Source organism: Pseudomonas sp. HY13-MNA-CIBAN-0226 (assembly GCF_040310305.1).
GTDB lineage: Bacteria > Pseudomonadota > Gammaproteobacteria > Pseudomonadales > Pseudomonadaceae > Aquipseudomonas > Aquipseudomonas gregormendelii.
This window is the reverse complement of the sequence record NZ_JBEOPS010000014.1, coordinates 1-22,938: the sequence shown is the minus strand read 5'-3', so window position 1 is coordinate 22,938 and position 22,938 is coordinate 1. Positions and strand designations below refer to the sequence as shown.

Below are 22,938 nucleotides of genomic sequence, written 5' to 3'. Positions count from 1 at the left end.
GCTGCACATGAATCAGGAAGAACGACTGGACGCCGACGAACTGGCTCTATTGCAGCTGGGAAGACGCCTGCAGGCGGACGGCTATCATTTTGTCACGCCCACTCCGCTCACCCACCAGCGAGTACTCGACCGCGACGCCACGCGCCCGGCAAAAAACCTGCGGGATGTCTACGGCTGGTCGCGGACGTTCGAGTCCGGGCTGCTGCCTGTCGATGAACAGCACCAGCTGCAGCAGGCCGGCGTCCTGGTGGACAGCCAGGGGCGGCTGAAAAGTCGCGTACGCTGGTCGAGCCTCGACGATTTGCTATTCGTGCACTCGGGCTTTCCTACTGAAGCGGCCGATTCGGTTTTTTTTGGACCGGACAGTTATCGCTTTGCGCAGTTAATCCATACGCACCTGCAGCAGAGCTTTGCGCCGATTCGCCGTGCCGTGGATATCGGTTGCGGCGCTGGCGTCGGGGCAATCGTGATTTCCCGGGCGCGCCGTGAAGCGCAAGTGCTGGCGGTCGATATCAACCCGGCGGCATTGCGCCTGACCACGGTCAATGCCGCCCTGGCCGAGGTGGCCAATATCACAGTGGAGGCCAGCGACGTGCTACAGGACGTCGACGGCCAGTTTGATCTCATAGTCGCCAATCCGCCGTATATGGCCGACCCCGGTGAGCGCGCATACCGCCATGGCGGTGGCGAGTTCGGCGAGCAGTTGTCGGTGCGCATCGTCGAACAGGCGCTCAATCGCCTGGCAGCCGGAGGCTCGCTGGTACTGTATACGGGGGTGGCCATGGTCGAGGGGCGGGATCCATTCCTCGAAGCGTTGTCGTCGCGCCTGGCCTCGCCACTGTTCGCTTGGACTTACCGCGAGATCGATCCCGATGTGTTTGGCGAGGAACTCTTGACTCCGGGTTATCAGCGGGTCGAGCGGATCGCAGTGGTAGCGTTGATCGTCACGCGCATCGGCCCCGGCATCGGGGGCAGCGTTGCAACGGCATCAGGGGAGTGAGCCATGACCCGGAACCTCGACGATTACAACCGCATGCGCGACTTTTCCGCGACTTCCGAGCCGGCGGCGAAACGACCAGGCAAGAAAAAGTCCAAAGACCATGCCTTGCAGTTCTGCATCCAGAAGCATGACGCTTCGCGCCTGCACTATGATTTCCGCCTGGAGCTCGACGGAGCCCTGAAGAGCTGGGCGGTTCCCAAGGGGCCGTCCCTGGATCCCAAGGTCAAGCGCCTGGCGGTGCATGTCGAGGATCACCCGATCGATTACGCGACCTTTGAGGGCAGTATTCCCGAGGGACATTACGGGGCCGGTGATGTGATCGTCTGGGATCGCGGGGTGTGGATACCCCAGGAGGATCCGGCCCAAGCCTACGCCAAGGGCAAGCTCAAGTTCGAACTGCAGGGCGAGAAGCTCAGCGGGTTGTGGAACCTGGTGCGCACGCACATGCCGGGTAAACAGGAGCAGTGGTTTCTGATCAAGCATCAGGACAGCGCGGCCAAGCCCGAGAGCGATTACGACGTGGTCGTCGCCGTGCCCGACAGCGTGCTCAGCGACCGCACCATCCTGCCGAAAAAGGCCAAGGCCGCCGCCAAACCCAAGCCCGTCAAAAAGCCCGCATCCAAGGTCGCCCCTGAAGGCCGCTCGGCCAAGCTTACCGGCGCTCACAAGGCCAAGCTCCCGGAGCTGATCAAGCCGGAACTGGCGACCCTGGTCGAAAAAGCCCCGGATGGCGAATGGAGCTATGAGATCAAGTTCGACGGCTATCGAATCATGGCGCGTATCGACCATGGCCAGGTCAAGCTCTTCACCCGCAACGGCCATGACTGGACACACAAACTGCCGGCGCAAGCCAAGGCGCTGACCGACCTGGACCTCGAGTCGGCCTGGCTCGACGGTGAGATGGTGGTAGCCAACGAGCAGGGAGTTCCAGATTTTCAGGCCCTGCAAAATGCCTTCGAAGAGGGCAGCAGTGGCAACATCCTTTACTACCTGTTCGACATGCCATACCTCAACGGCGTCGACCTGCGTGAAGTGCCGGTGGAAGAACGTCGGGTGGCACTGGCGACGGTCCTCAGAACTCACGAAGATCCCTTGCTGCGGTTTTCTGACTCATTCGGCGAAGCGCCGGATGCCTTGCTCACCAGCGCCTGCCAGATGCAGATGGAAGGCCTGATCGGCAAGCGCCTGGGCTCCCCTTATGTGTCGCGGCGCAGTGGCGACTGGATCAAGCTCAAGTGTAAGCATCGGCAGGAATTCGTGGTGGTGGGTTACACCGATCCCAAGGGTTCGCGCAGTGCCTTCGGCGCGTTGTTGCTGGGCTTGCATGATCGCGACAGCGGCAAATTGCGCTACGCCGGTAAGGTGGGCACCGGGTTCAACGAAACGACACTGAAGAGCATTTACGCGCAATTGCTGCCGTTGAAGGCGAAGAAACCCTCGGTCGCCAACCCGCCCTCGGGGTTCGATGCCAAGGGTGTGCATTGGCTCAAGCCGGTGTTGCTGGCGGAAATTGCCTTTGCCGAAATGACCAAGGACGGCTCCGTGCGCCACGCGGTGTTCCATGGCTTGCGTGACGACAAGCCGGCCAAAGACATCACTGAGGAGCGCCCAGCCGTGGTGAAAAAAAGCGCTGCATCGGCGCCTGCTGCCAGGAAGTCTGCTACCAGGAACCCTCCAACCAAAAAGCCTGCCGGCAAAAAAGCCGCCGCAGAGCAAGCCAGCCCGGCGCCATCCCAGGCGGGACTTGCTGCGGGCAAGGTGCGCATTACTCATCCGGGCCGGGTGATCGATGCCAGCAGTGGCACCACCAAGATGCAACTGGCCGAGTATTACGCCCGAGTCGCCGAATTCATCCTGCCCGAACTGAAGGATCGCCCGGTCGCCCTGGTGCGCGCCCCGGATGGCATCGCCGGCGAACTGTTCTTCCAGAAAAACGCCGAGCGCCTGGCGATCCCGGGCATTACTACCTTGGACAAGGACCTTACCGGGCAGCCGGTGATGATGATCAACAACGCCGAAGCGCTGATCGGTGCCGTGCAGATGAGCACGGTGGAACTGCATACCTGGAATGCCACGTCCGATAAGCTGGACAGGCCTGACCGATTCATCCTCGACCTCGACCCTGACCCGGCGCTGCCTTGGAAAAGCATGGTCGAGGCGACTCAGCTGACCCTTTCGGTGCTGGATGAACTGGGGCTTAAGGCGTTCCTAAAGACCAGCGGTGGCAAAGGTATTCATGTGGTGGTGCCGCTGACCCGCAAGCTTGGCTGGGATGAGGTGAAAGAATTCAGTCACGCGATTGTCAGCCACATGGCGAAACTGCTGCCAGAACGGTTTTCCGCCGTGTCCGGGCCGAAAAACCGCGTCGGGCGGATATTCATCGACTATCTGCGCAACGGCCTTGGCGCCACGACGATCTGCGCCTACGCGGTGCGCACCCGTGAAGGGCTGCCGGTGTCAGTGCCGATTTTCAGGGAGGAGGTAGGAGAGCTGAAGGGCGGTAATCAATGGAATGTGCACAACGTGCATGAACGCCTTGCCGAGGTCGGCCATGAGCCCTGGGCAAACCTGAAAAAAACCCGCCAGACCATCACCGCCGATATGCGCCGTCGCGTTGGAATGAAAAAGTAGGCCTCACAACGGGTTAATTGCGGGCTTCAAAGTTTGCTGGATTTGCCCCTGATCTACGTTTCACGCATCTCTGAGCAGGTCATTGGCATTGAGCAATTCATAAGCCACTTCAGGATGCTTCTCCAACCCGCGCCGAATCGCCGCCGGGATCGATGCGCGGGTCTTGCGGCACAAGCCGGGCAGTTCGGCGATCGAAATGGCGATGCCGCGCATGGTCCGGACTTCGTTGAAGCCTGGCGCAATGTCAACGCGGATGCCCAGTTGTTCGTGCATGCGGCGTTGCAAGCGCTCCAGGTCACCAAGGCTCTGGAGGTTCTCCAGACGCTCGAGCAGACGTTTTTCTTCCGCACGGGTCAGCAGCAGGATGCGCACGTCAGCGCCCGGGGTTTCCAACAGCGGATCGCGCCCGCAATCGCAGGCGCCGGGAGGGCAGGGTTGGCGGAACGCAGGCATGTTGGTCATGGTGGTCAATCATAGCAGCCGAATCGGCTGCCGAAACTACCTTCAACCCACCACTACACCGAGCACACCCGCCGCCCCACAAACGCTTACTTCACTTCAACACCAACAACCGCGATACGCCGTCCTCGGTTTCAATGCCGTGCGTATCATGGGTAAAGCCCGGGAAGGACTTGTCGAAGTTCTCCAGCGCCTTCAGATATGCCAGCAATGGCCCATCCGCAGGTCCTGCGTTCTCGCCCGGCATCAACAACGGAATACCCGGTGGATAAGGCACGATCCCGGTCGCGACAACGCGCCCGGCAGCTTCTTCCAGGGTCACCAGTTCGACTTCGTTCCTCACCAGCTTCTCATAGGCTTCCACCGGGCTGAACTCGGCTTGCGGCAGCATGCCGAAGGCCCGGGCCATGGTGGAAGTGGTCTTGTTCTCCTTCATCGCGGCGAAAATCTCGTCGCCCAGGTTTTTCAGGCCCATGCCGGCATAGCGCTGCTGGTTCGCGGCCAACAAGTCCGGCAGGCACAGTTCAAGCTCCACGTTCTCGTCATAGTCACGCTTGAAGTCGAGCAAGGCGTTGACCAGCGTGCCCCATTTGCCTTTGGTGATGCCGATGGAGAACAGGAACAGGATGGTGAAGTCAGTGGTTTTTTCCACCACGATGCCCTGGCGACCGAGGTACGCCGTGAGCACGCAAGCGGGAATACCGGATTCCAGCAAATTGCCGTCGTCGCCCATGCCCGGGCTCAGCACCGACACCTTGATGGGGTCAAGCATGCAGTAGCCGTCTTCGATGTCGCCAAAGCCGTGCCACACCTCGTTCGGGTGCAGGACCCAGCAGTTCGGCTCGCTTTTGAGCAGTACCGGGTCGACTTCGTGGAACGGCACCGCCGCCGCGCCGACTTGCACGGTCGGTGGCTGCCAGCAGGTGAAGAACCACTGGTCATCGCTGGCCATCTCATGGTGCATGCGCGAGATGACCTGGCGGAAGCTGATCGCTTCTTCGATGGATTCAGTGGTGAGGATTTGCCCGCTGGGCGCTTCCATCATCGCCGAGCTGACGTCGCATGAGGCCATGATCGCGTAGTTCGGCGAGGTTGAGGCGTGCATCATGTACGATTCGTTGAAGCGTGCATGGGGGATCGGATTACGGCCGTTACGCACGTGAATCATCGACGCCTGGGACAGTGCGGCCAGCAGTTTGTGGGTCGATTGGGTGGCGAACACGGTTGGCCGGGACTCGTCGTGATCCTCAGGGGCGCCATGCATGGCGAAGCGTTCGCGGTACAGCGGGTTGAACCGCGCATAGCCGTACCAGGCCTCGTCGAAATGCAGACGATCGACGCTTTCCCCCAGCAATTTCTCGACTCGGGTGACGTTGTAGGTCAGGCCATCGTAGGTAGAGTTGGTGATGATGGCGTGGACCGGCGTCGAATCGATGCCTTCCTTGACCAACGGGTTGTTGGCAATGGCGGCCTTGACGCCCTCGGCGCTCAAAGTCTGCGGCAGGATCGGGCCGATGATGCCGTAGCGATTGCGGGTCGGCACCAGGTAGGTCGGAATGGCCCCCGACAGCGTCATCGCGTGTTCAGCCGACTTGTGGCAATTGCGGTCGCACAGGGCGATCTGATCGCGCGTGACGCTGGCCATGAGGATGACGCGGTTGGACATCGAGGAGCCGTTGGTCACGTAATAGGTGCGGTGCGCGCCGAACACCTTGGCCGCGTAACGCTCGCCCTGGCCGATCGGGCCGCTGTGATCGAGTAGCGAACCGAGCTCGCCGACCGAGATAGACAGGTCGGAGCGCAACAGGTTTTCCCCGAAGAACTCGTAGAACGCGCGTCCGGCAGTGCTTTTCAGGAAGGCGGTGCCACCGGCATGGCCAGGGGTGTGCCAAGAGTATTCGTAGGAGCGGGAGAACTTCACCAGCGCGCCGAACATTGGCGGTAGAGCGGCCTGCCGATAGCGCTCGATGGCTGCCATGATGCGGCCGCTGAGGAAGCGACTGGTGTCTTCCGGTAGCCAGATGAAGTCATCGGCGTGCTGCATCACCACCAGCGGAATGTTCGACGCGGTGCTGCGGTCGCTGATCAGGAATACCGGCACCCGAGTGTTGCGTTCGCGCAGGGTGGTCAGCAGCTTGATGCATTCCTGATGGCCTTCACTCTCGTCCATTTCCCAGCTCAGCAATACGCACTGGATGGCCGAGTCCGAGCGCAGGATCGACGTCGCGTCGCTCAGGCTTTCCGACATCAACACGCTGATGGAGCGTTCTTCCACGTCGTGGATCAGTTGGTCCAGGGCGCGACCGAAAACGGTACGTTTGTCCGGGGGAGTGCCCACCACCAGCGCGAGCATGCCCAGCGAGTGTTTATATTCCGTCATGATCTAACCTCCAAAGGCACAGTATTCAAATGATTCACCGGCACCGGTTCGCCCGTGATGTGCTGGGCGCTGACCGTCTGCGTCGGTACGCTGTTGTTGTGCGCTTCAAGCGCAATCAAGCGGTTGTTGACGAAGCTGAACAGGGTGTAGCCGAAGATCGTCGCCACACCGCCGAGCATCAGCGCCTGCTCGCCTGAACTGTACAGCGCCAGGTAACTGTAGGCCGTGGCGACCCAGGCAATGATGTTGGTAGCCAGTGCCTTGCCTGCCGGTACGTTGGAGACCTTCTGGATCGTCATGAGGGCCGCCATCGACAGGATGTACGGGATCAGGTTGGTGACCACTGCCAGGTTGACCAGGATGTCGAACTGCTTGCTCAGATCCGGACTGATGGTCAGGAAGCCGATTGCAGTCTGGATCGCCAACAGGATCAACATGCCGACAATCGGCGTACCGGCCTTGGTGGCCTTGGCGAAGATCGGCAGGAAGTAACCGGTATCCGCCGAGCTCTTGAACACTTGGGCAATGGTGAACTGCCAGCCCAGTAACGAGCCAATGCAGGCCAGGATCATCGCCGCCATGACGATGTTACCGACCATCGGATTGAACATCTTGGCGAACACCAGCCCGAACGGCGCGGTGGAGGAGGCCAGCTCCGGATTGCCGACGATGCCGGCGATCACGTTGGTGGAGACGATGTAGATCACCGCTGCGCCCAAGGTGCCGCCGAGTACGGCGATCGGTACGTTCTTCTCCGGGTTTTCCACGGCGTCGGTGTTGGCGCACGCCGATTCCAGGCCCAGGAAAGCCCACAACGTGATTGCGACCGAAGCCCCCGCTGCTTCCAGATAGCCCATGTTGTGCGGGTTCCATCCCGCCGCGTAGACGCTGCTGTCGAACCAGAACCAGCCGACGGTGGAAACCAGGACCACAGGTGCGATCACGCCCCAGACGGTGATCGAACCGATTTTGCCAGTAATCCGCGCGCCGCCGAAGTTGGCGAACGTGGTGATCCACAGCAACGCAATGGTCGCCAGGCCTACTTGCAGCGAATCGAGTTTGACGTCGAACAGCGTCTGTATATAGCCGACCGCCGTAATGCTGATCGCTACGTTGGCAATCAACAGCGACACGCCGTAGGTGTAGTTGGTCAGGTAGTTGCCGGCCTTGCCGAAGGTGTATTCAGCGTAGCCACCCATGCCGCCCGTCTTGCGGCTGAGCATTCCGCAGCGCGCGAAGGCATAAGCCAGCGCGAGGGAACCGGTGGCTGTGATCAGCCAGGAAAGAATGGAAATTCCGCCGACTTCGGCGAGTTTGGTTGGCAACAATATGATGCCGGACCCCAACATGTTGACGGCTGTCAACATTGTCAGTTGCCCTACCGTCATTTTCTTTGCGACTGACATTCCGTTGCCTCACTTTAGAACATTGGAGTGTTAGCTATAGCTAACAAAATGGATGTTGCAAGAAATGTCTTGGATTTATCAAGAACTATTCTCATGTAGGCGTAAGGCATTTTACTGGCCCCGAACGTTGCGGGTTTTGATCAGAATCAATTTAATTTCAAATTGTTAGGATCGAATCTACATGCGCAGTGTGATGATCGCGTTAATGTCGTGCGGGCTGGCCAGTGTGGCGACGATGACCGAAGCCAGGGAACTGAAGACGAATGATCGTTACATGTGCAGTTGGGGCGCGGGGACGGCCGCTAAAGCCCAGGAGTTGAAGCTGGCGGGAGTGTCGCTGTACGCAGCGCGGCAGAAGCTGCAGACCTACAAATTCACCAAACCGTGGATGCGCATGATGGCCATGGGCATCACCGAACAGACCTACGACAGCCCCTCGCGGATCAAGCCGGCGGCCATTCGCCAAGGCTTTTATGAGGATTGTGTCCGATACAAGCTGGCACGTCGGTAAACACTCTGGAATCCCATGGGTTCCCCGTAGGAGCTGCCGCAGGCTGCGATCTTTTGATCCTGGAAAATCAAAAGATCGCAGCCTCGTTTCACTCGGCAGCTCCTACAGGGTCAGGGTTGTGCACGGGATTTGTGCAGCACATCAGACTCTACGGGTTCTCCATTCCCGGACCTCTATCCTCAACCGTCTCCTATACTGACCCGTCCAGCAGTTTCCCAACCCTTCACCGCGAGGAGAACGCACATGACCATTCGTATTGGCGACGAAGCACCGGATTTCACCGTCGAGAGCACCGAGGGCACGCTGCATTTCCATGAATGGATTGGCGATCAGTGGGCCATCCTGTTTTCCCACCCCAAGGACTTCACCCCGGTGTGCACCACTGAACTTGGCTACATGGCCGGGCTCAAGCCCGAGTTCGACAAGCGCAACACCAAGATCGTCGGGCTCAGCGTTGACCCGGTGGGTAACCATCAAAGCTGGGCCAAGGACATCGAGGAAACCCAGGGCCACGCGGTGAATTACCCCATGATCGGCGACGAGAACCTGGTGGTGGCCAAGCTCTACGACATGATCCACCCCAATGCCAGTGGCGGCGCGCGCACGGCCGTGGACAACGCCACCGTGCGCTCGGTGTTCATCATCGGCCCGGACAAGAAGATCAAGGCCATGCTGATCTACCCAATGAGCGCCGGGCGCAACTTCGATGAAGTGCTGCGACTGCTCGATGCCATCCAGCTCAATGCCAAACACACCGTGGCCACCCCGGTGAACTGGCGCCCGGGCGAGGACGTGATCATCCCGACTTCGGTTTCCGATGAAGACGCGAAGAAGAAGTATCCGGACGGTTTTAAAACGGTAAAACCCTATTTGCGCACAGTCGCGCAACCGAAATAGCTCAGTTGCCCATCCCGTCTTCAATCGCGATGCCTCGTGCCCGCATCGCCTTGATCAGCTCGGCGCGGGTGCCGGGAAGACTGAGCAAGCGTTGGCGCTGTTGACCGGTGCACTGAGCCTGTTCGTCTGATCGCCTGATTCCCCCTGAAAACTGTCCACGCGGCCCTGCAAAGGGCGCGCGGATCAGCATCTGCCACTAACAATAATGAGGTTAATCGCCGTATGTCGGCACCCGGGAACCGCTATCTGCACCAGACGCCCAACCAGAAACAACCGTTGGAGTCTGGCCATGAACGACGATCGAAAGCAGCAAGCAATGGCGGCCTGGTACCAACTGCTCAAGGAGCCGTTGATTCGCATGGATTGTGAAGAGCAGTACGATGAGCTCCTCAAGGCCGCTGACGAGATGGAACGTACCGGTCTGATCAACAGCTATGAATGGCGTCAGCTGGTGCGCGAGGCCGGTGTGGCGTTTGCCCAGGCGACCGAGGGCATCGGTAACGGCACCTAGCTTTCGGGGTTCGCGATTTCCCCCTCGGCCTGCTGGGCAAACCACTCAAGGATCAGCCCACAGGCCGGATGCGTGCTCGCTGAGGGTTGCAGGATCAGCGCATACACGCCCGTTGTCTTCAGCGCCTTGCCGAAGGGAATCACCAACACGCCTCGATCTACCGACTCGCCCGCCAGGGTCAGGTCTGTCATCGCCACACCCAGCCCGCGTGCAGCCGCATCCAGTGCCAGTTCATCCAGGTTGAAAGGAATGTGCCGGTAGCGCTCCAGCGGTCCACCGCCGTTGGCTGCCAACCATTTTATCCAGTCATGCCGGTCCGAGGAGCGATGCAGCAGGGTGCAATGCACCAGGTCTTCAACTGCTCGCAGCGGGTCAGCCAGCCCCGGCGCGCAGACGGGCACTAGCGCTTCCTCGAACAGCGTCATGGACTGCGGATCATTCGAGGGTTGCGCCAGGTAGAGGATGTAGGCGTCGCTGTCGACGGCTGGCTCCACCACTTCAGTTGCCACAGTCTCGATCGACAGCAAAACCTCGGGATGAGATCGGTAGAACTCGCTCAGCCTGGGCAGCAGCCAGCGCACCGCCAGGGATACGTGCATGCGGATGCGAAACGGACGCTCCCTGGGGGCCAGCCGTTCCTCCAGGGCCTTGAGTTGCTCAAGGATGCTGCGGGCACTGGTTAGCACCTGCTCGCCCTGGGGCGTGAGACTCAGGCAGCGACTGGTGCGCACGAACAACGCCACACCGAAGTGACTCTCCAGCTGCTGAATTTGCCGACTCACAGCGCTTTGAGTCAGGCACAGCCTTGATGCGGCCTGCGTAAAGCTGCCCGAGTTGGCGACTTCCACCAGCGCCTGCATTGCTTGCAGCGACGGCACGTGACGAAGCTTATCCATGCGTTTTCCGAATACTTCGATGATTTTATAACGTTGGTTTTATCACCGATGACACTCTAAATTCCAGTCAAGGCCGAGGTTTCTCATGCGTTCAGCGCATGGGAAAGGGCAGTGCCCACGGCGGGACAACAGTGGATCGAGGTGATGCATGACCAATGAATGTGGCTGGATTGCGCAGGCGGGCAGCGCGCCCGTGCGCGGTTCCCTGAAGGGTACCGAGAAGGCTGACTGGCTGATTATCGGGGCTGGGATTACCGGGTTGAACGCCGCCCACACCCTCGCGCAGATGCACCCTCAGGCCCGCATCGTGATCGTTGATCGCCAGCGTGCGGCGCAAGGCGCTTCGGCGCGCAACTCAGGGTTTGCCGTGGCCCACGAACATCCGGGCACCGATGAGTTGTTGGGTAGCAAGGGTTTTGCCAATTATCAGGTGGACACCGAGATCTCCCGGGTTGCAAGCCTCGAAGTGCGCCAGCGTATCGCCCGGCATGGCATCGAATGCGATTTTCGCGACGATGGTTACTTTTTTGCGGTGAGCGATCCCGGCAAATTGACCCAGGTCGAGGACAAGCTGCAAACCCTGCGCGCGGTGGGTGCTTCGGCGCATTTTCTACAAGGCGAGGCGCTGTATCACAAGCTGGGCACCCGGCATTACCAGGCGGCTATCTGGTGCGGCAATGGCAACGCGTTGTTGCAGCCGGCGAAGTACGTCAAGGGCTTGCTGGATGCATTGCCCGCCAGCGTCACCCTCTACGAAAACACCGACATCACCGGTCTGGAGCGCCTGAGTCAGGGGCGCGTGCGCGCCAATGGCGTTGCCGGCCGAATTGAAGCGCAGCAGGTGCTGGTATGCCTGAATGCATTCATCTCGCGTTCGGGCATCGACGACAGCGCAACGTTTGCGATGGAGCTCAGCGCGAGCCTCACCCGGCAGCTGACTGACGCCGAGTACCAGGCAATCGGCGCGGTCGAGCCCTGGGGCGTGCTGTCCACCCGCCCGCTGGGCGCCACCGTGCGCTTGACCCCGGACCGCCGGGTGATGATCCGCAACACGGCGGAATACCGGTCGCGGGATTTGTCCGCCAGCGAGCTGCGAGTGCGCCGTGAACATCATGTGCTGGGTTTGCAGCGGCGTTTCCCATTCCTCGGCGCGCAGGACATCCAGTACACCTGGACCGGACATTTGAGTGCATCGCGCAGCGGCCAGCCTTACTTCGCCAAGGTCGAGGAGGGGGTTTATGCGGTGGCCGGCTGCAATGGTTCCGGCGTGGCACGCGGCACTTTGTGGGGGCGGTTGCTGGCTGAAATGTCCTCTGGCGTCGATTCGCCAGTCCTGCAATCGGTGATGCGCCGAGCCCAACCCGGCTGGCTGCCACCCAAACCGTTGCTGGATATCGGTGCCATGCTGCGCATGCGTGTGGAGTCAGTCAGGGCCAGAACTGAAATCTAGAACATCCGTCGATCAACCAAGAACAACAACTCAGCACACACGGTGACAGAAAATGCGCATCAACAACCTTACCCTGATGGTCATGCTCGCCTCGTTCCCGGCAGCCAGTTACGCGGATGAAGTGGTCAATATCTCCAACTGGAACGGCTACATCGCCGATGACACCCTGACTACTTTTACCAAGGAAACCGGGATCAAGGCCACCTACGACATTCATGACAGCAACGAGGTGCTGGAATCCAAGCTGATGACCGGCAACACAGGGTATGACGTGGTCAGCCCTTCAAACCATTTTCTCTCGCGCCTGATCAAGGCCGGCGCCGTGCAGAAGCTCGACAAGAGCCAGCTGCCGAACTGGAAAAACCTCGACCCGGTATTGCTGCACAAGCTTGAGGTCAACGACCCGGGCAACCAGTATGGCTACCCCTATATGTGGGGCACGGCAGGCATTGGCTACAACGTCGAGAAGATCAAGGCGATCTTTGGCAACACCGATATTACCCGTTCCTGGAAATTGTTCTTTGACGAAGAGAACATCAAGAAGCTCAGCCAGTGCGGCGTGGCGATCATCGATAACCCCACGCAGATCCTGCCGATCACCCTCAACTACCTGGGCCTTGCGCCCCACAGCCACGAGCCGGCGGACTACAAGAAGGCCGAGCAGGCGTTGCTGAAAATCCGCCCGTATGTGCAGTACTTCCATGCCTCCAAGTACATCAGCGACCTGGCCAACGGCAATGTCTGCGCAGTGATCGGCTTCAACGGCGACGTGGTACAGGCGGCGGCCAGTGCGAAGGATGCCAACAATGGCATCAACATCGCCTATTCGATTCCTGATGAGGGCTCGACCCTGTGGTTTGACATGGTGGTGATGCCCAAGAGCGCACCGCACGAGAAGAACGGCTACGCCTACATGAACTACCTGCTTGATCCGCAGGTGATTGCCAATATCAGCAACAGCATCCACTACGCCAACCCCAATCTGGCGGCGGATCAATATGTGGTGCCGGCGGTGAAGCAGGACCTGGCGATCTATCCGCCAAAGACGGTGCTGGAGAAGCTGTTCACGGTCGAGGAGTTGCCAGCGGCGATTGCGCGGTTGAGTACGCGCTTGTGGACTCGATTGAAGACCAATACCTGAGGTTTCGATAGCCTGATCCCCTCCGCACGGGTCTGGCAGAGATCACTGTGGGAGCAAAGCTTGCTCGCGATAGCGGCATGACATCCACCAACGATGTCGCCTGATACGCCCTCATCGCGAGCAGGCTCACTCCTGCAGGGGATCGCCACACCGTCACAGCGCGCCTGTACTACGCTGTGTGGAATCGCAGGCTTATAAAAACAACTCCGGCCGACATCGCCTGACTTCGCTGTGGATGACCCGCTCGGACTGGAAACGCTAGGTGCCCGCCTGGCTGCGCGGAACCCTGATCGGCTTTCCGTTTGGCTCGATTCCGGCTGGCGGTGCGCAGATCCCGACTTTCCTGTCCTATTCCACGGAACGCAAACTGAGCAAATACCCCAAGGAGTTCTCGGCGAACAAAGGCGAGGGCGCCATTGAGGGCGTCGCCGGCCCCGAAGCGGCGAACAACGCCAGCGCCACCGGCTCGCTGGTGCCGCTGCTGACCCTGGGCATCCCCACTTCAGCCACTGCGGCGATACTGCTGGCAGCGTTCCAGAACTACAACCTGCAGCCGGGGCCGATGCTCTTTGAACCTCTGCGGACCTTGTGTGGACGCTGGTGGCTTCGCTGTACATCGGCAACGTGATTCTGCTGGTGTTGAACCTGCCGTTGGTGGGCCTGTGGGTCAAGCTGTTGCAGATCCCCAGGCCCTACCTCAATGCCGGCATCCTGGTGTTTGCCACGATCGGCGTGTACGGCATGCGCCATTCCTCGTTCGATCTGCTGTTGATGCTCGGGATCGGTTGGGGCAGGGTGTTGATGCGGCGATTCGATTTCCCTGTGGCCCCGGTGATCGTCGGCATGGTGCTGGGGCCCATGGCGGAAAAACAGCTGCGAAACGCCTTGTCGATCAGCGAGGGCGACTGGCTTATCTTCGTCACGCAACCGATATCGGCTGCGTTCCTGGCGTTGACGCTGCTGGTGCTGGTGGTCCCGCCGCTGCTGCATGCCCGTGGCATCAAGCTGCATGAGGACGACTGAGCCGGCTTAAAAGATGGGAGTGTATTTGACGCTGAACATCAGGTTGCGTGGATCGCCATAGTTGTTATTGCCATTGAGCTGGTTATACCCCGCCGTGATGTAGCTTTTGTCGAACAGGTTGTTGGCGTTCATCGCCAGGCCGATCTCCGGAGTCAGCTGATAGCCGACGCGGGCATTCCACACGGTGTAGCCCGGCACCTCGTAAGTGTGTTCGTAGCCCAGGGTATGACTTTGCGTGGTGAAGCCCAAGCCGGTGCTGAGGCGGTTGAAGTCGCCACTGAACTGGTAGTCGCTCCATACCCGCAGCATGTGCTTGGGCGTCCAGGTACTGAAGGTCTTGCCTTCATTGTCCGGGTCGTCGAGGTACTTGGTGGTGTTGTAGGTGTAGCCGGCGAACAGTTGCAGGCCATTGAGCACTTCACCGCTGATCTCGGCATCGAGCCCCTGGCTGCGGACTTTCCCCGAAGCAGTGGAGCAATACCAGCCGTCACAGGCGAACCCCGAGGCCACATCGTTGACCGCGCGGTTTTCCTGGTCGTAGCGGAATAGCGCCAGGGAGGTGTTGACCCTGCCATCCATCAGTTCGCCCTTGAGACCGATTTCGTAGTTGCTGCCAATCACCGGCTTTAGCACCGAGCCGCTGGTGGTGCGAGCGGTCTGTGGCTCGAAGACATCGGTGTAACTGGCGTACACCGCCCATTCGCGGTTCAGGTCGTAGACGATGCCGGCGTAAGGCGTGACTTCACCGTTCTCGCTCATGGTGCTTGGCGCATTGGTAGTGGCAACATTGGCGAAGGCTCGCTGGTCCGCCGATTTGTAGCTGTAATCGTACCAACTGACCCTGGAGCCGAGCACCAGGGTCAGCGGCTCAATCGGCTTGACCCGCCAGCTGCCGTAGAGGCCTTTTTGCCGAATGTCGTATTTGCTGAGAGTTGCGCGGCCACCGGCAGTATTGAGCAAACCCTCGTAGCTGATCTCGGGCCGATGGTGGTCGATGTCGAAAATCGTGTCGCTGCTGTTGTTGAAAGTGCGGGCGAATTTGTCGTCGGACTTCAACTTTGAGTAGTTGCTGCCAAGCATGATTTCCTGGGGCATGGACAAGGCTTCAAAGCGCCCTGTGAGGTTCATGTCCAAGCCGATCTTGGTGGCATCGAAGTCAGTCGCGAAGTCGGCATATTGCACCCCGCTACCGTCGGCATTGATACCGGCTCCGGAGGACTGCAGGCGCTGGTTTATAGCGTCGTTGTCTTCGGTCATGCGCACTGCACCGACCTTGAGTGCCCAGTCGTCGTTGAAGCGATGTTCCATATCGGCATACACAGTGGTCAAGTCAATTTGTGAGTGGTTCCAGGTGGCGCCGGTGAAGGTCGAACGGGGCACGTTCAACCCGTCGCCATTGGTATAGCGGGGCAGGCCGCGAATGATCGGGCGCGACTCGTTGTCGGAGCGGCTGACGGCCAGTCCCAGGGTGGTATCCTCGCGCAAGTCGACGTCGAGAGCGCCGTATAGCGAGTGGGTTTTGCTCCATTCATAATCGGTGAACGAATGGCTGTCGTCCTCGTCGGCAACCAGGCGTCCACGCACCGTCCCGCTCTCATTCAGCGGGCCACCGGCATCCAGTTGCAGACCGTAACGGTCCCAGGAGCCGGCCTTGCCGGTGAGGGTCACGGTCGGTGCGTTCTGTCCGCGTTTGCGTACCAGGTTGATCGCACCGCCAGGGCTGCCGGTGCCTTGCAGCAAGCCCGATGCGCCGCGCAGCACTTCCAGGCGATCGAAGAAGATCAGGTCCTGGGTCGCCCAGTTGCCCAGAGCGTAGTTGTTGCGGGGGATCGGCACGCCGTCGTACTGCCAGTCATCTATCTGGAAGCCGCGGGAAGTGAGGATCATGCCTTTACCCACGCCTTGCACACCGACCAGGCCGGTGGTCTGGTTGGCGGCGTCCTTGAGGTCGGTCAGGCCCTGGTCGTCCATCTGTTTGCGAGTCATCACGGTGACTGACTGCGGAATTTCTTTGAGGGTGTGGGTTCCCTTGCCGATGGTCACGGCCCGCGCGGCATAGGAGCCGGAGCCTTCAGTCGTGGCCTCGACGCTGTTCTCAACGATGGTGGTCGCCCCCAACTGCACTGCCGCGCTGCCATCGGCGCCAGGCTCGACGCTGAAGTTGCCTTGCCCGGTCACGCGCAATTGCAGGCCGCTGCCGGTCAGTGCCTGGTTCATCGCTTGTTCGGGGAGCATCCGGCCGACCACCGCAGGCGCCTGCTTGCCTTGTACCAGAGCGGGTTCAAGCGAGACGATGTGCCCGCTTTGGCTGGCAATCGCATTCAACGTGGCGGCCAAGGGGCCGGCCGGCAGGTTGAAGGTCAGGGGTTGCGCCTGGGCCAGGATGGGGCTGGCCAGGGTTGCCAGGGCAACAGCGACGGAAAGGGCGTGGGGCCACGGGTTGAACACAGCGTTCTCCTGATGATGTGAAAGTGTCAGGAGATAGGTGGGATGAGAAACGAAAACCGGACACGAATAAGAAGTATTTTCAAAAAAATTTTTCGCTTGGAGTTTTGCACCCCTCTTGCGGCGAGCGCCACAGGGTCACAGCTTCCAGTTCCATTCACGTGTTTCGTGCCCGGATCAACGTCAGCCACGGGCTGTAGCTGTCCACCTGGATCGGCAAGGTTTCTGCCAGCGCGGCGAGGGTCCGGGCCGGGTCGTCGAGGGGGAATACACCCTGGACCCGCAAGTGACGCACCTGCGGCGCAATCCGGATGAATCCGCGCTGGTACGGACGCAGGGCCTCGACCACTTGCTCGAGGGGTTCGTCGAGCACATTCAGGCGTCCGACCAGCCAGTCGGCGCGACCACGCTGGTCGCCGGCCGTTGGCGTGATGCGCCCAGTGGCCAGCAGGGCGGACTGGCCTTCCTGCAGATCCCGTGTGGTGCCGTCCGGCAGTCGCAGCTGCACCGAATGCTGCAGCACAACGACCCGGGTGGCGTCCTGTTCCTGGGCCACCAGGAAACGTGTGCCCAGGGCCTGCACCTGCCCTTGAGCGGTGCGCACACGCAATGGACGTTGCGGATCGGGTGCCACCTGAATCACCAATTCGCCGTGACGCAGAACCACCAGGCGTTGCTGGTCGTCGAAGCGCAGGTCCACCGCGCTGTTGGCGTTGAGGTTCAGGCGGCTGCCATCTGCGAGGTTGTACCCCTGACGCTGACCGCGCCCGGTGCTCAGGTCGGCCAGTAAGGAATCCCCCAGCGGACTGCGGGCGCAGAGCCACAGACCGCCGCCCAGCAGACCCAGCCCGGCAATGACCCGCAGAGCATCCCGTCGAGAGCCTTGGGGTTGCAGCAGGATCTGCCGCGCTTCACCGGCCTGGCCCGGCACTCGGCGATCCAGGGCGCGCACGGTGTTGAACGATGCCCCGAGTCGCTCCTGCAGATTCGTCCAGGCCTGCAGGTGCGCCGGGTCCATCGCCAACCAGGCATTGAAGCGCGTTTGCAATGCGGCATCCGGGGTGCCGGCGCGAAGCTTGACCATCCAGTCTATGGCTTGCTCGCTGACCGGGTCCAGGCGCAGCTTGCTCATGGCGTGATCTCGCTCAGGTAGCACTGACGCAGGGCCTGCTTCATGTAGCGGCTGACGGTGCGCTCCGATAATCCCAGTTTCTGCGCGATGGCCACGTAGCTCAGCCCGTCGAGCTGGCTATAAAGGAAAGTCGCCTTGACGATCGACGGCAAGCCATCGATGGCCTTGTCGATGGCGACCAATGCTTCAATCAGCAGCATCTGCTCTTCAGGGGAGGGCGCCAGTGCTTCCGGCAGCAATGACAGGCGTTCCAGATAGGCCAGTTCCAGTTTGCGCCGACGGTGGCGGTCAAAGATCAGCCGACGGGCGATGGTCGACAGGTAGGCGCGTGGTTGTTCGATGCTGTCCGGGTCGACCCGAGCCGCCAGCAGCTTGCGGGTCGAGGAGGGTTGCACCGGTCGGCTTTCCAGATGTGAGTGAGAATCGCTCTCAATATTACCTGCGAGATGATGGCCACTGCAATCACTCGATAGTGGCGTTGGTCGCGACGAAGATGCAACGAATGGCGCCCCAGGCCCTCATATGAAAACGAGCGGTGCTATTGGAGTGCAATGGCCGACTGCGATTTCGATTCTCGAACACAGGTGATTGTTATATGACGGCAGCGGAAAATAACCATGTGGCCTGGCTGGTTCAACAATCAATGCTGCACGCCGCCCGCCAGCGGGCCAAGCTCTACTCGGGGCAGGGCCGCCTGTGGCAACAGCCGTTTGCCCATACCCGTCCGCGAGATGCTTCGGCGTTGTCTTCAGTGTGGTTCACCGCGTATCCGGCATCCATCGTCACCCGCGAAGACGGCACTGTGCTTGAGGCACTGGGCGATGAAACCCTGTGGCATGCGCTGTCGAAAATCGGTATCCAGGGTATTCACAATGGGCCGCTGAAAATGTCCGGTGGTTTGCGCGGCACGGTCCAGACGCCAACCATCGACGGTAACTTCGACCGCATCAGTTTCGAGATCGACCCGCAACTGGGCACCGAGGCGCAGTTGCAGGCGCTGACCCGCATGGCCGCCGCGCATAACGCGGTGATCATCGACGATGTGATTCCTTCGCACACCGGCAAGGGCGCGGATTTTCGCCTGGCCGAGATGGCGTACGAGGATTACCCGGGTCTCTACCACATGGTCGAGATCCGCGAAGAAGACTGGCCCCTGCTACCGGAGATCGAGGAAGGTCGCGACGCGCACAACCTCAGCCCGCAGCAGGTTGATGTGTTGCGGGACAAGCATTACATCGTCGGCCAGTTGCAGCGGGTGATTTTCTTCGAGCCAGGGGTCAAGGAGACCGACTGGAGCGCCACACCGGTAGTCGTCGGCGTCGACGGCAAACCGCGCCGCTGGGTGTACCTGCATTACTTCAAGGAAGGCCAGCCGTCATTGAACTGGCTGGACCCGACCTTCGCTGCGCAGCAGATGATCATCGGCGACGCCCTGCACGCTATCGACGTGATGGGCGCAAAGATCCTGCGCCTGGACGCCAATGGCTTTCTCGGCGTGGAGCGCAAGCTCGATGGCACCGCCTGGTCGGAGAGTCACCCGCTGTCGATCACCGGCAACCAGCTGTTGGCCGGGGCGATCCGCAAGGCCGGCGGGTTCAGTTTCCAGGAGTTGAACCTGACCGTGGATGACATCGCCGCCATGTCCCACGGCGGCGCGGACCTGTCCTATGACTTCATCACCCGCCCGGCCTACCAGCATGCCTTGCTGATGGGGGATACCGAATTCCTGCGCCTGATGCTGCGTCAGATGCACTCCCTGGGCATCGACCCCGGCTCGCTTATCCACGCGTTGCAAAACCACGACGAGCTGACCCTGGAGCTGGTGCACTTCTGGACGCTGCACGCCCATGATACCTACCTGTATCAGGGCCAGACCTTCCCCGGCAATATCCTGCGCGAGCACATCCGCGAACAGATGTACGAACGCCTGGCCGGCGAACATGCCCCCTATAACCTTAAATTCGTCACCAACGGCGTGTCTTGCACTACGGCGAGCATCATCACGGCGGCATTGGGGATTCGTGATCTTGACGCTATCACTGCGGCAGATATCGCGCAGATCCGTCAGGTGCACCTGCTGCTGGTGATGTACAACGCGATGCAGCCAGGGGTGTTTGCCTTGTCTGGCTGGGATCTGGTGGGCGCCTTGCCATTGCCCGCGGAACAGGTCGAGCACTTGATGCTCGATGGCGATACCCGCTGGATCCATCGGGGGGCCTACGACCTGGTCGATCTGAACCCTGATGCGCCCCTGTCCGCGGGACAGATGCCGCGGCCGAAGACGCTTTATGGCAGCTTGCCGACGCAGCTAAACGACCCTGACTCCTTCGTGTCTCAGCTGCAGAAAATCCTCGCCGCGCGCCGCGCCTATGACATCGCCGCCAGCCGCCAGATCCTGGTGCCGGATGTGCAGCACCCTGGGCTGTTGGTCATGGTGCATGAGTTGCCCGCCGGCAAAGGCACGCAAATCACCGCGTTGAATTTCGGCTCGACGCCGATCACCGAAACCCTGCACCTGCCCAACATCGCGCCGGGCCCGGTGGTCGACATCATTAATGAACGAGTGGAAGGCGACCTCACGGCCGAGGGTGAATTCACCATCACCCTGGATGCCTATGAGGGCCTGGCGCTGCGGGTGGTCAGCACTTCGCCTATGAATTAACGCTGCACAAAAGTCTTCGTAGGAGCCGGCTTGCCGGCGATTCGATGGTGCATTTGATGCCGCCATCGCTGGCAAGCCAAGCTCCTGCAGGGGCAGCTTGCAGCCACCAGCATCTACCGAAAAAACTCCCCCGGCGTTTCGCCAAACTGCTGCCGAAACGCCGCAATGAATGCCGAGGTCGATTCGTAACCGCAGGCCAGCGCCACATCGGTCACTCGTTCTCCCTGTTCCAACGGGGTGAGCGCGCCCAGCAGGCGCAGACGCTGGCGCCAGGCGCGGAAGGTCAGGCCGGTATCGCGCAGGAAGAGGCGGCTCAGGGTCTTTTCCGTCACGCCGAATTTCTGGCTCCAGTGCGCCAGGGTTGTCTGCTGTTCCGGATGGGCCTGCAGGCTCTGGTAGATCTGCCGCAAACGCAGATCCTGAGGCAGCGGCAGCATCAAGTCGATCGTCGGCGCCTCGGCGAGCTGGTCCAGCAATACCTGAGTCAGCCGCCCATGGGCGCCGTGCTGCTCATACTCTATGGGGATTTTACTGAAAGCCCTGATCAACTCGCGCAGCAGATCACTGACCCCCAGCACATGGCAACGCGGCGGTGCCCATTGCGTCACGCTGCAATCCAGGTACAGGCTGCGCATTTCCGTGCGCGGCGAGCTGAACACCCGATGCGGCATACCAGCCGGTATCCATACCGCCCGTTCGGGTGGCGCTACGAAGCGGCCCACACTGGTCTGCACCTCCAGCACGCCCTGAATCGCGTACGACAACTGCACCCATGGGTGACTGTGGCGGCGGGTTAACGCGCGATTGGGTAGTGATTCGGTACGACCGTAGACCGGTCTGGGCAGGCTGGGAAGCCCCGGTACACTGCGCCTTACGCTTTTTTCATGTCCTTTAGGCGGCATCAGCTGACTCATCGGCGTTAGTCGGTAATCAGCAGGCACGTTAGAGTCGGTGCCACGTACTTGGCAACCCCCGGATGATGATCTGATGACTCGCCCTCGTTTCCTGCCCGACAATTTCACCCTGACCCTGGTTGGTGTGGTCGTTATCGCCAGCGTGCTGCCTGCCAGCGGTCAGGTCGCCGTGGGCTTCGGCTGGTTGACCAACATCGCCATTGCGCTGCTGTTTTTCCTGCACGGTGCCAAACTTTCCCGTGACTCGATCATTGCCGGCGCCGGTCACTGGCGCCTGCACCTCTTGGTATTTGGCCTGACCTTCGTGCTGTTCCCGCTGCTGGGGCTGGCGCTCAAACCGCTGTTGACGCCACTGATTGGCGACGAGCTGTACATGGGCATGCTGTACCTCTGTGCGTTACCCGCGACCGTACAATCGGCGATCGCCTTCACGTCCCTGGCCCGGGGCAATATCCCGGCGGCCATTTGCAGCGCGGCGGCGTCCAGCCTGTTCGGGATTTTCCTGACGCCGTTGCTGGTGACCTTGATGCTGGACGTGCACGGCGACGGCGGGTCAACCCTCGATGCGATCATGAAGATCAGCGTGCAATTGCTGCTGCCGTTCATTGCCGGGCAGATCGCCCGACGCTGGATAGGGGCGTGGGTGGAACGCAACAAGAGCTGGCTCAAATTCGTCGACCAGGGCTCGATCCTGCTGGTGGTCTACGGTGCTTTCAGCGAGGCGGTGAACGAGGGCATCTGGCAGCTGATTCCGGTATGGGAGCTGGCGGGCCTGGTACTGGTGTGCTGCATCTTCCTGGCGCTGGTGCTGGCATCTGCCACGGTGCTGGGCAAGGTGTTCGGTTTCAACCAGGAAGACCGTATCACCATCCTGTTCTGTGGCTCGAAGAAGAGCCTGGCCACCGGGGTGCCGATGGCACAAGTGCTCTTCGCCGGCAGCACCATCGGCGTGCTGATCCTGCCGCTGATGCTGTTCCATCAAATTCAGCTGATGGTCTGTGCAGTGCTGGCGCAGCGTTATGCCAAGCGCCAGGAGAGCGTCGCCGAATTGATGGAGCAGGTGGACCCCTGATGTGGCAGTAGGATTCGCATTCAACGGCAGGCAATTTTGCAGGCAGGTTTTATCTTCACAAGGTTCTAGCGCCAGAGCGAATCAATCTAATCGAGCAGTTTGAAAATCGAGGGTTTTTGCTATCCTGAAGGTGTAGGTGAAGACGCAGACTGATGCGCAAGCGGATAGCGAGGAGACGCGGGGCAGCGTTCCGAAGGGTACACGGTTAGAAAGATCTCCGCGCTGAGATCCAGCCCTGATGCCGTGTGAAGCACTAGTGCAGTACATACAAAGCGCTTGTGTGGGAGTCCTGATAAACCTTGTAAGCCGGAGACCAGCACTGGCCACCTACTTGTCTAGTCCTGAAATAGGTTTACATCTGTTTCACCCCAACGCCCGATGCACCGCATCGGGCGTTTTGTATTTCAA

The 22,938-nt window shown here is 60.5% G+C and carries 17 protein-coding genes and 2 pseudogenes; 10 read left to right on the top strand and 9 right to left on the bottom strand.

Annotation, left to right across the window (positions count from 1 at the left end):
- Positions 1-7: 7 nt before the first annotated feature.
- Positions 8-1,000 (top strand): methyltransferase, encoded by a 993-nt coding sequence (locus AAEZ05_RS16470; protein WP_350648093.1) that lies wholly within the window; start codon positions 8-10, stop codon positions 998-1,000.
- Between the two features lie 3 nt (positions 1,001-1,003).
- Positions 1,004-3,631: a DNA ligase D gene (gene ligD, locus AAEZ05_RS16465; RefSeq protein ID WP_045059019.1), complete on the top strand. Its 2,628-nt coding sequence runs from the start codon at positions 1,004-1,006 to the stop codon at positions 3,629-3,631.
- Between the two features lie 60 nt (positions 3,632-3,691).
- Here the strand turns inward: ligD and AAEZ05_RS16460 are convergent, their stop codons facing one another.
- From AAEZ05_RS16460 to potE, 3 genes are all read right to left on the bottom strand, one after another.
- On the bottom strand, positions 3,692-4,093 hold the full coding sequence (locus tag AAEZ05_RS16460) for a hypothetical protein (protein ID WP_045059020.1): 402 nt from the start codon (positions 4,091-4,093) through the stop codon (positions 3,692-3,694).
- Positions 4,094-4,184: 91 nt separating this feature from the next.
- The gene (locus tag AAEZ05_RS16455; RefSeq protein WP_350648091.1) at positions 4,185-6,470 is read right to left on the bottom strand and encodes an Orn/Lys/Arg family decarboxylase; all 2,286 of its coding nucleotides are present in this window, start codon (positions 6,468-6,470) and stop codon (positions 4,185-4,187) included.
- Complete coding sequence (potE, locus tag AAEZ05_RS16450) at positions 6,467-7,876, bottom strand: putrescine-ornithine antiporter (protein ID WP_045059022.1); 1,410 nt, start codon at positions 7,874-7,876, stop codon at positions 6,467-6,469. The genes AAEZ05_RS16455 and potE overlap by 4 nt, the downstream gene beginning before the upstream one ends.
- 181 nt (positions 7,877-8,057) lie before the next feature.
- Between potE and AAEZ05_RS16445 the strand changes: the two genes are divergently transcribed.
- The gene (locus tag AAEZ05_RS16445; RefSeq protein ID WP_045059023.1) at positions 8,058-8,387 is read left to right on the top strand and encodes a hypothetical protein; all 330 of its coding nucleotides are present in this window, start codon (positions 8,058-8,060) and stop codon (positions 8,385-8,387) included.
- 243 nt (positions 8,388-8,630) lie between these two features.
- On the top strand, positions 8,631-9,284 hold the full coding sequence (locus tag AAEZ05_RS16440) for a peroxiredoxin (RefSeq protein ID WP_045059024.1): 654 nt from the start codon (positions 8,631-8,633) through the stop codon (positions 9,282-9,284).
- Position 9,285: 1 nt separating this feature from the next.
- On the opposite strand, the pseudogene AAEZ05_RS16435 reads toward AAEZ05_RS16440, so the two are convergent.
- Positions 9,286-9,372 (bottom strand): annotated as a pseudogene (locus AAEZ05_RS16435) (cytochrome C); the annotation flags it as partial.
- A 201-nt stretch (positions 9,373-9,573) separates the two neighbouring features.
- On the opposite strand from AAEZ05_RS16435, the gene AAEZ05_RS16430 reads away from it, so the two are divergent.
- Entirely contained in the window at positions 9,574-9,795 is a 222-nt protein-coding gene (locus AAEZ05_RS16430) for a hypothetical protein (protein WP_045059026.1), read from the top strand.
- On the opposite strand, the gene AAEZ05_RS16425 is transcribed toward AAEZ05_RS16430, so the two are convergent.
- Positions 9,792-10,691: a LysR family transcriptional regulator gene (locus AAEZ05_RS16425; RefSeq protein WP_350648088.1), complete on the bottom strand. Its 900-nt coding sequence runs from the start codon at positions 10,689-10,691 to the stop codon at positions 9,792-9,794. The two genes, AAEZ05_RS16430 and AAEZ05_RS16425, sit on opposite strands and share 4 nt — an antisense overlap.
- A gap of 148 nt (positions 10,692-10,839) precedes the next feature.
- Between AAEZ05_RS16425 and AAEZ05_RS16420 the strand changes: the two genes are divergently transcribed.
- From AAEZ05_RS16420 to AAEZ05_RS16410, 3 genes and pseudogenes are all read left to right on the top strand, one after another.
- Positions 10,840-12,141, top strand: a complete 1,302-nt coding sequence (locus tag AAEZ05_RS16420) for an NAD(P)/FAD-dependent oxidoreductase (RefSeq protein WP_350648086.1) — start codon at positions 10,840-10,842, stop codon at positions 12,139-12,141.
- A 52-nt stretch (positions 12,142-12,193) separates the two neighbouring features.
- On the top strand, positions 12,194-13,282 hold the full coding sequence (locus tag AAEZ05_RS16415; protein ID WP_350648084.1) for a polyamine ABC transporter substrate-binding protein: 1,089 nt from the start codon (positions 12,194-12,196) through the stop codon (positions 13,280-13,282).
- A gap of 208 nt (positions 13,283-13,490) precedes the next feature.
- Positions 13,491-14,305, top strand: a pseudogene (locus AAEZ05_RS16410) (tripartite tricarboxylate transporter permease); the annotation flags it as partial.
- A 6-nt stretch (positions 14,306-14,311) separates the two neighbouring features.
- Here AAEZ05_RS16410 and AAEZ05_RS16405 read toward each other — a convergent pair.
- The 3 genes from AAEZ05_RS16405 to AAEZ05_RS16395 all read right to left on the bottom strand — a co-directional run bounded on the left by AAEZ05_RS16405 (position 14,312) and on the right by AAEZ05_RS16395 (position 18,277).
- Positions 14,312-16,753 (bottom strand): TonB-dependent siderophore receptor, encoded by a 2,442-nt coding sequence (locus AAEZ05_RS16405; protein WP_350648082.1) that lies wholly within the window; start codon positions 16,751-16,753, stop codon positions 14,312-14,314.
- 154 nt (positions 16,754-16,907) lie between these two features.
- Positions 16,908-17,882, bottom strand: a complete 975-nt coding sequence (locus AAEZ05_RS16400; protein WP_045059031.1) for a FecR domain-containing protein — start codon at positions 17,880-17,882, stop codon at positions 16,908-16,910.
- On the bottom strand, positions 17,879-18,277 hold the full coding sequence (locus tag AAEZ05_RS16395) for a sigma-70 family RNA polymerase sigma factor (protein ID WP_350648079.1): 399 nt from the start codon (positions 18,275-18,277) through the stop codon (positions 17,879-17,881). The genes AAEZ05_RS16400 and AAEZ05_RS16395 overlap by 4 nt, the downstream gene beginning before the upstream one ends.
- A 200-nt stretch (positions 18,278-18,477) precedes the next feature.
- On the opposite strand from AAEZ05_RS16395, the gene treS reads away from it, so the two are divergent.
- The gene (gene treS / locus AAEZ05_RS16390) at positions 18,478-20,544 is read left to right on the top strand and encodes a maltose alpha-D-glucosyltransferase (protein ID WP_350648077.1); all 2,067 of its coding nucleotides are present in this window, start codon (positions 18,478-18,480) and stop codon (positions 20,542-20,544) included.
- 113 nt (positions 20,545-20,657) lie between these two features.
- Here treS and AAEZ05_RS16385 read toward each other — a convergent pair whose 3' ends face one another.
- Entirely contained in the window at positions 20,658-21,446 is a 789-nt protein-coding gene (locus AAEZ05_RS16385; protein ID WP_045059034.1) for an AraC family transcriptional regulator, read from the bottom strand.
- 85 nt (positions 21,447-21,531) lie between these two features.
- Between AAEZ05_RS16385 and AAEZ05_RS16380 the strand changes: the two genes are divergently transcribed.
- A complete protein-coding gene (locus tag AAEZ05_RS16380) occupies positions 21,532-22,530 on the top strand; it encodes a bile acid:sodium symporter family protein (protein WP_350648075.1) in 999 nt (332 codons plus the stop codon).
- Positions 22,531-22,938: the final 408 nt, after the last annotated feature.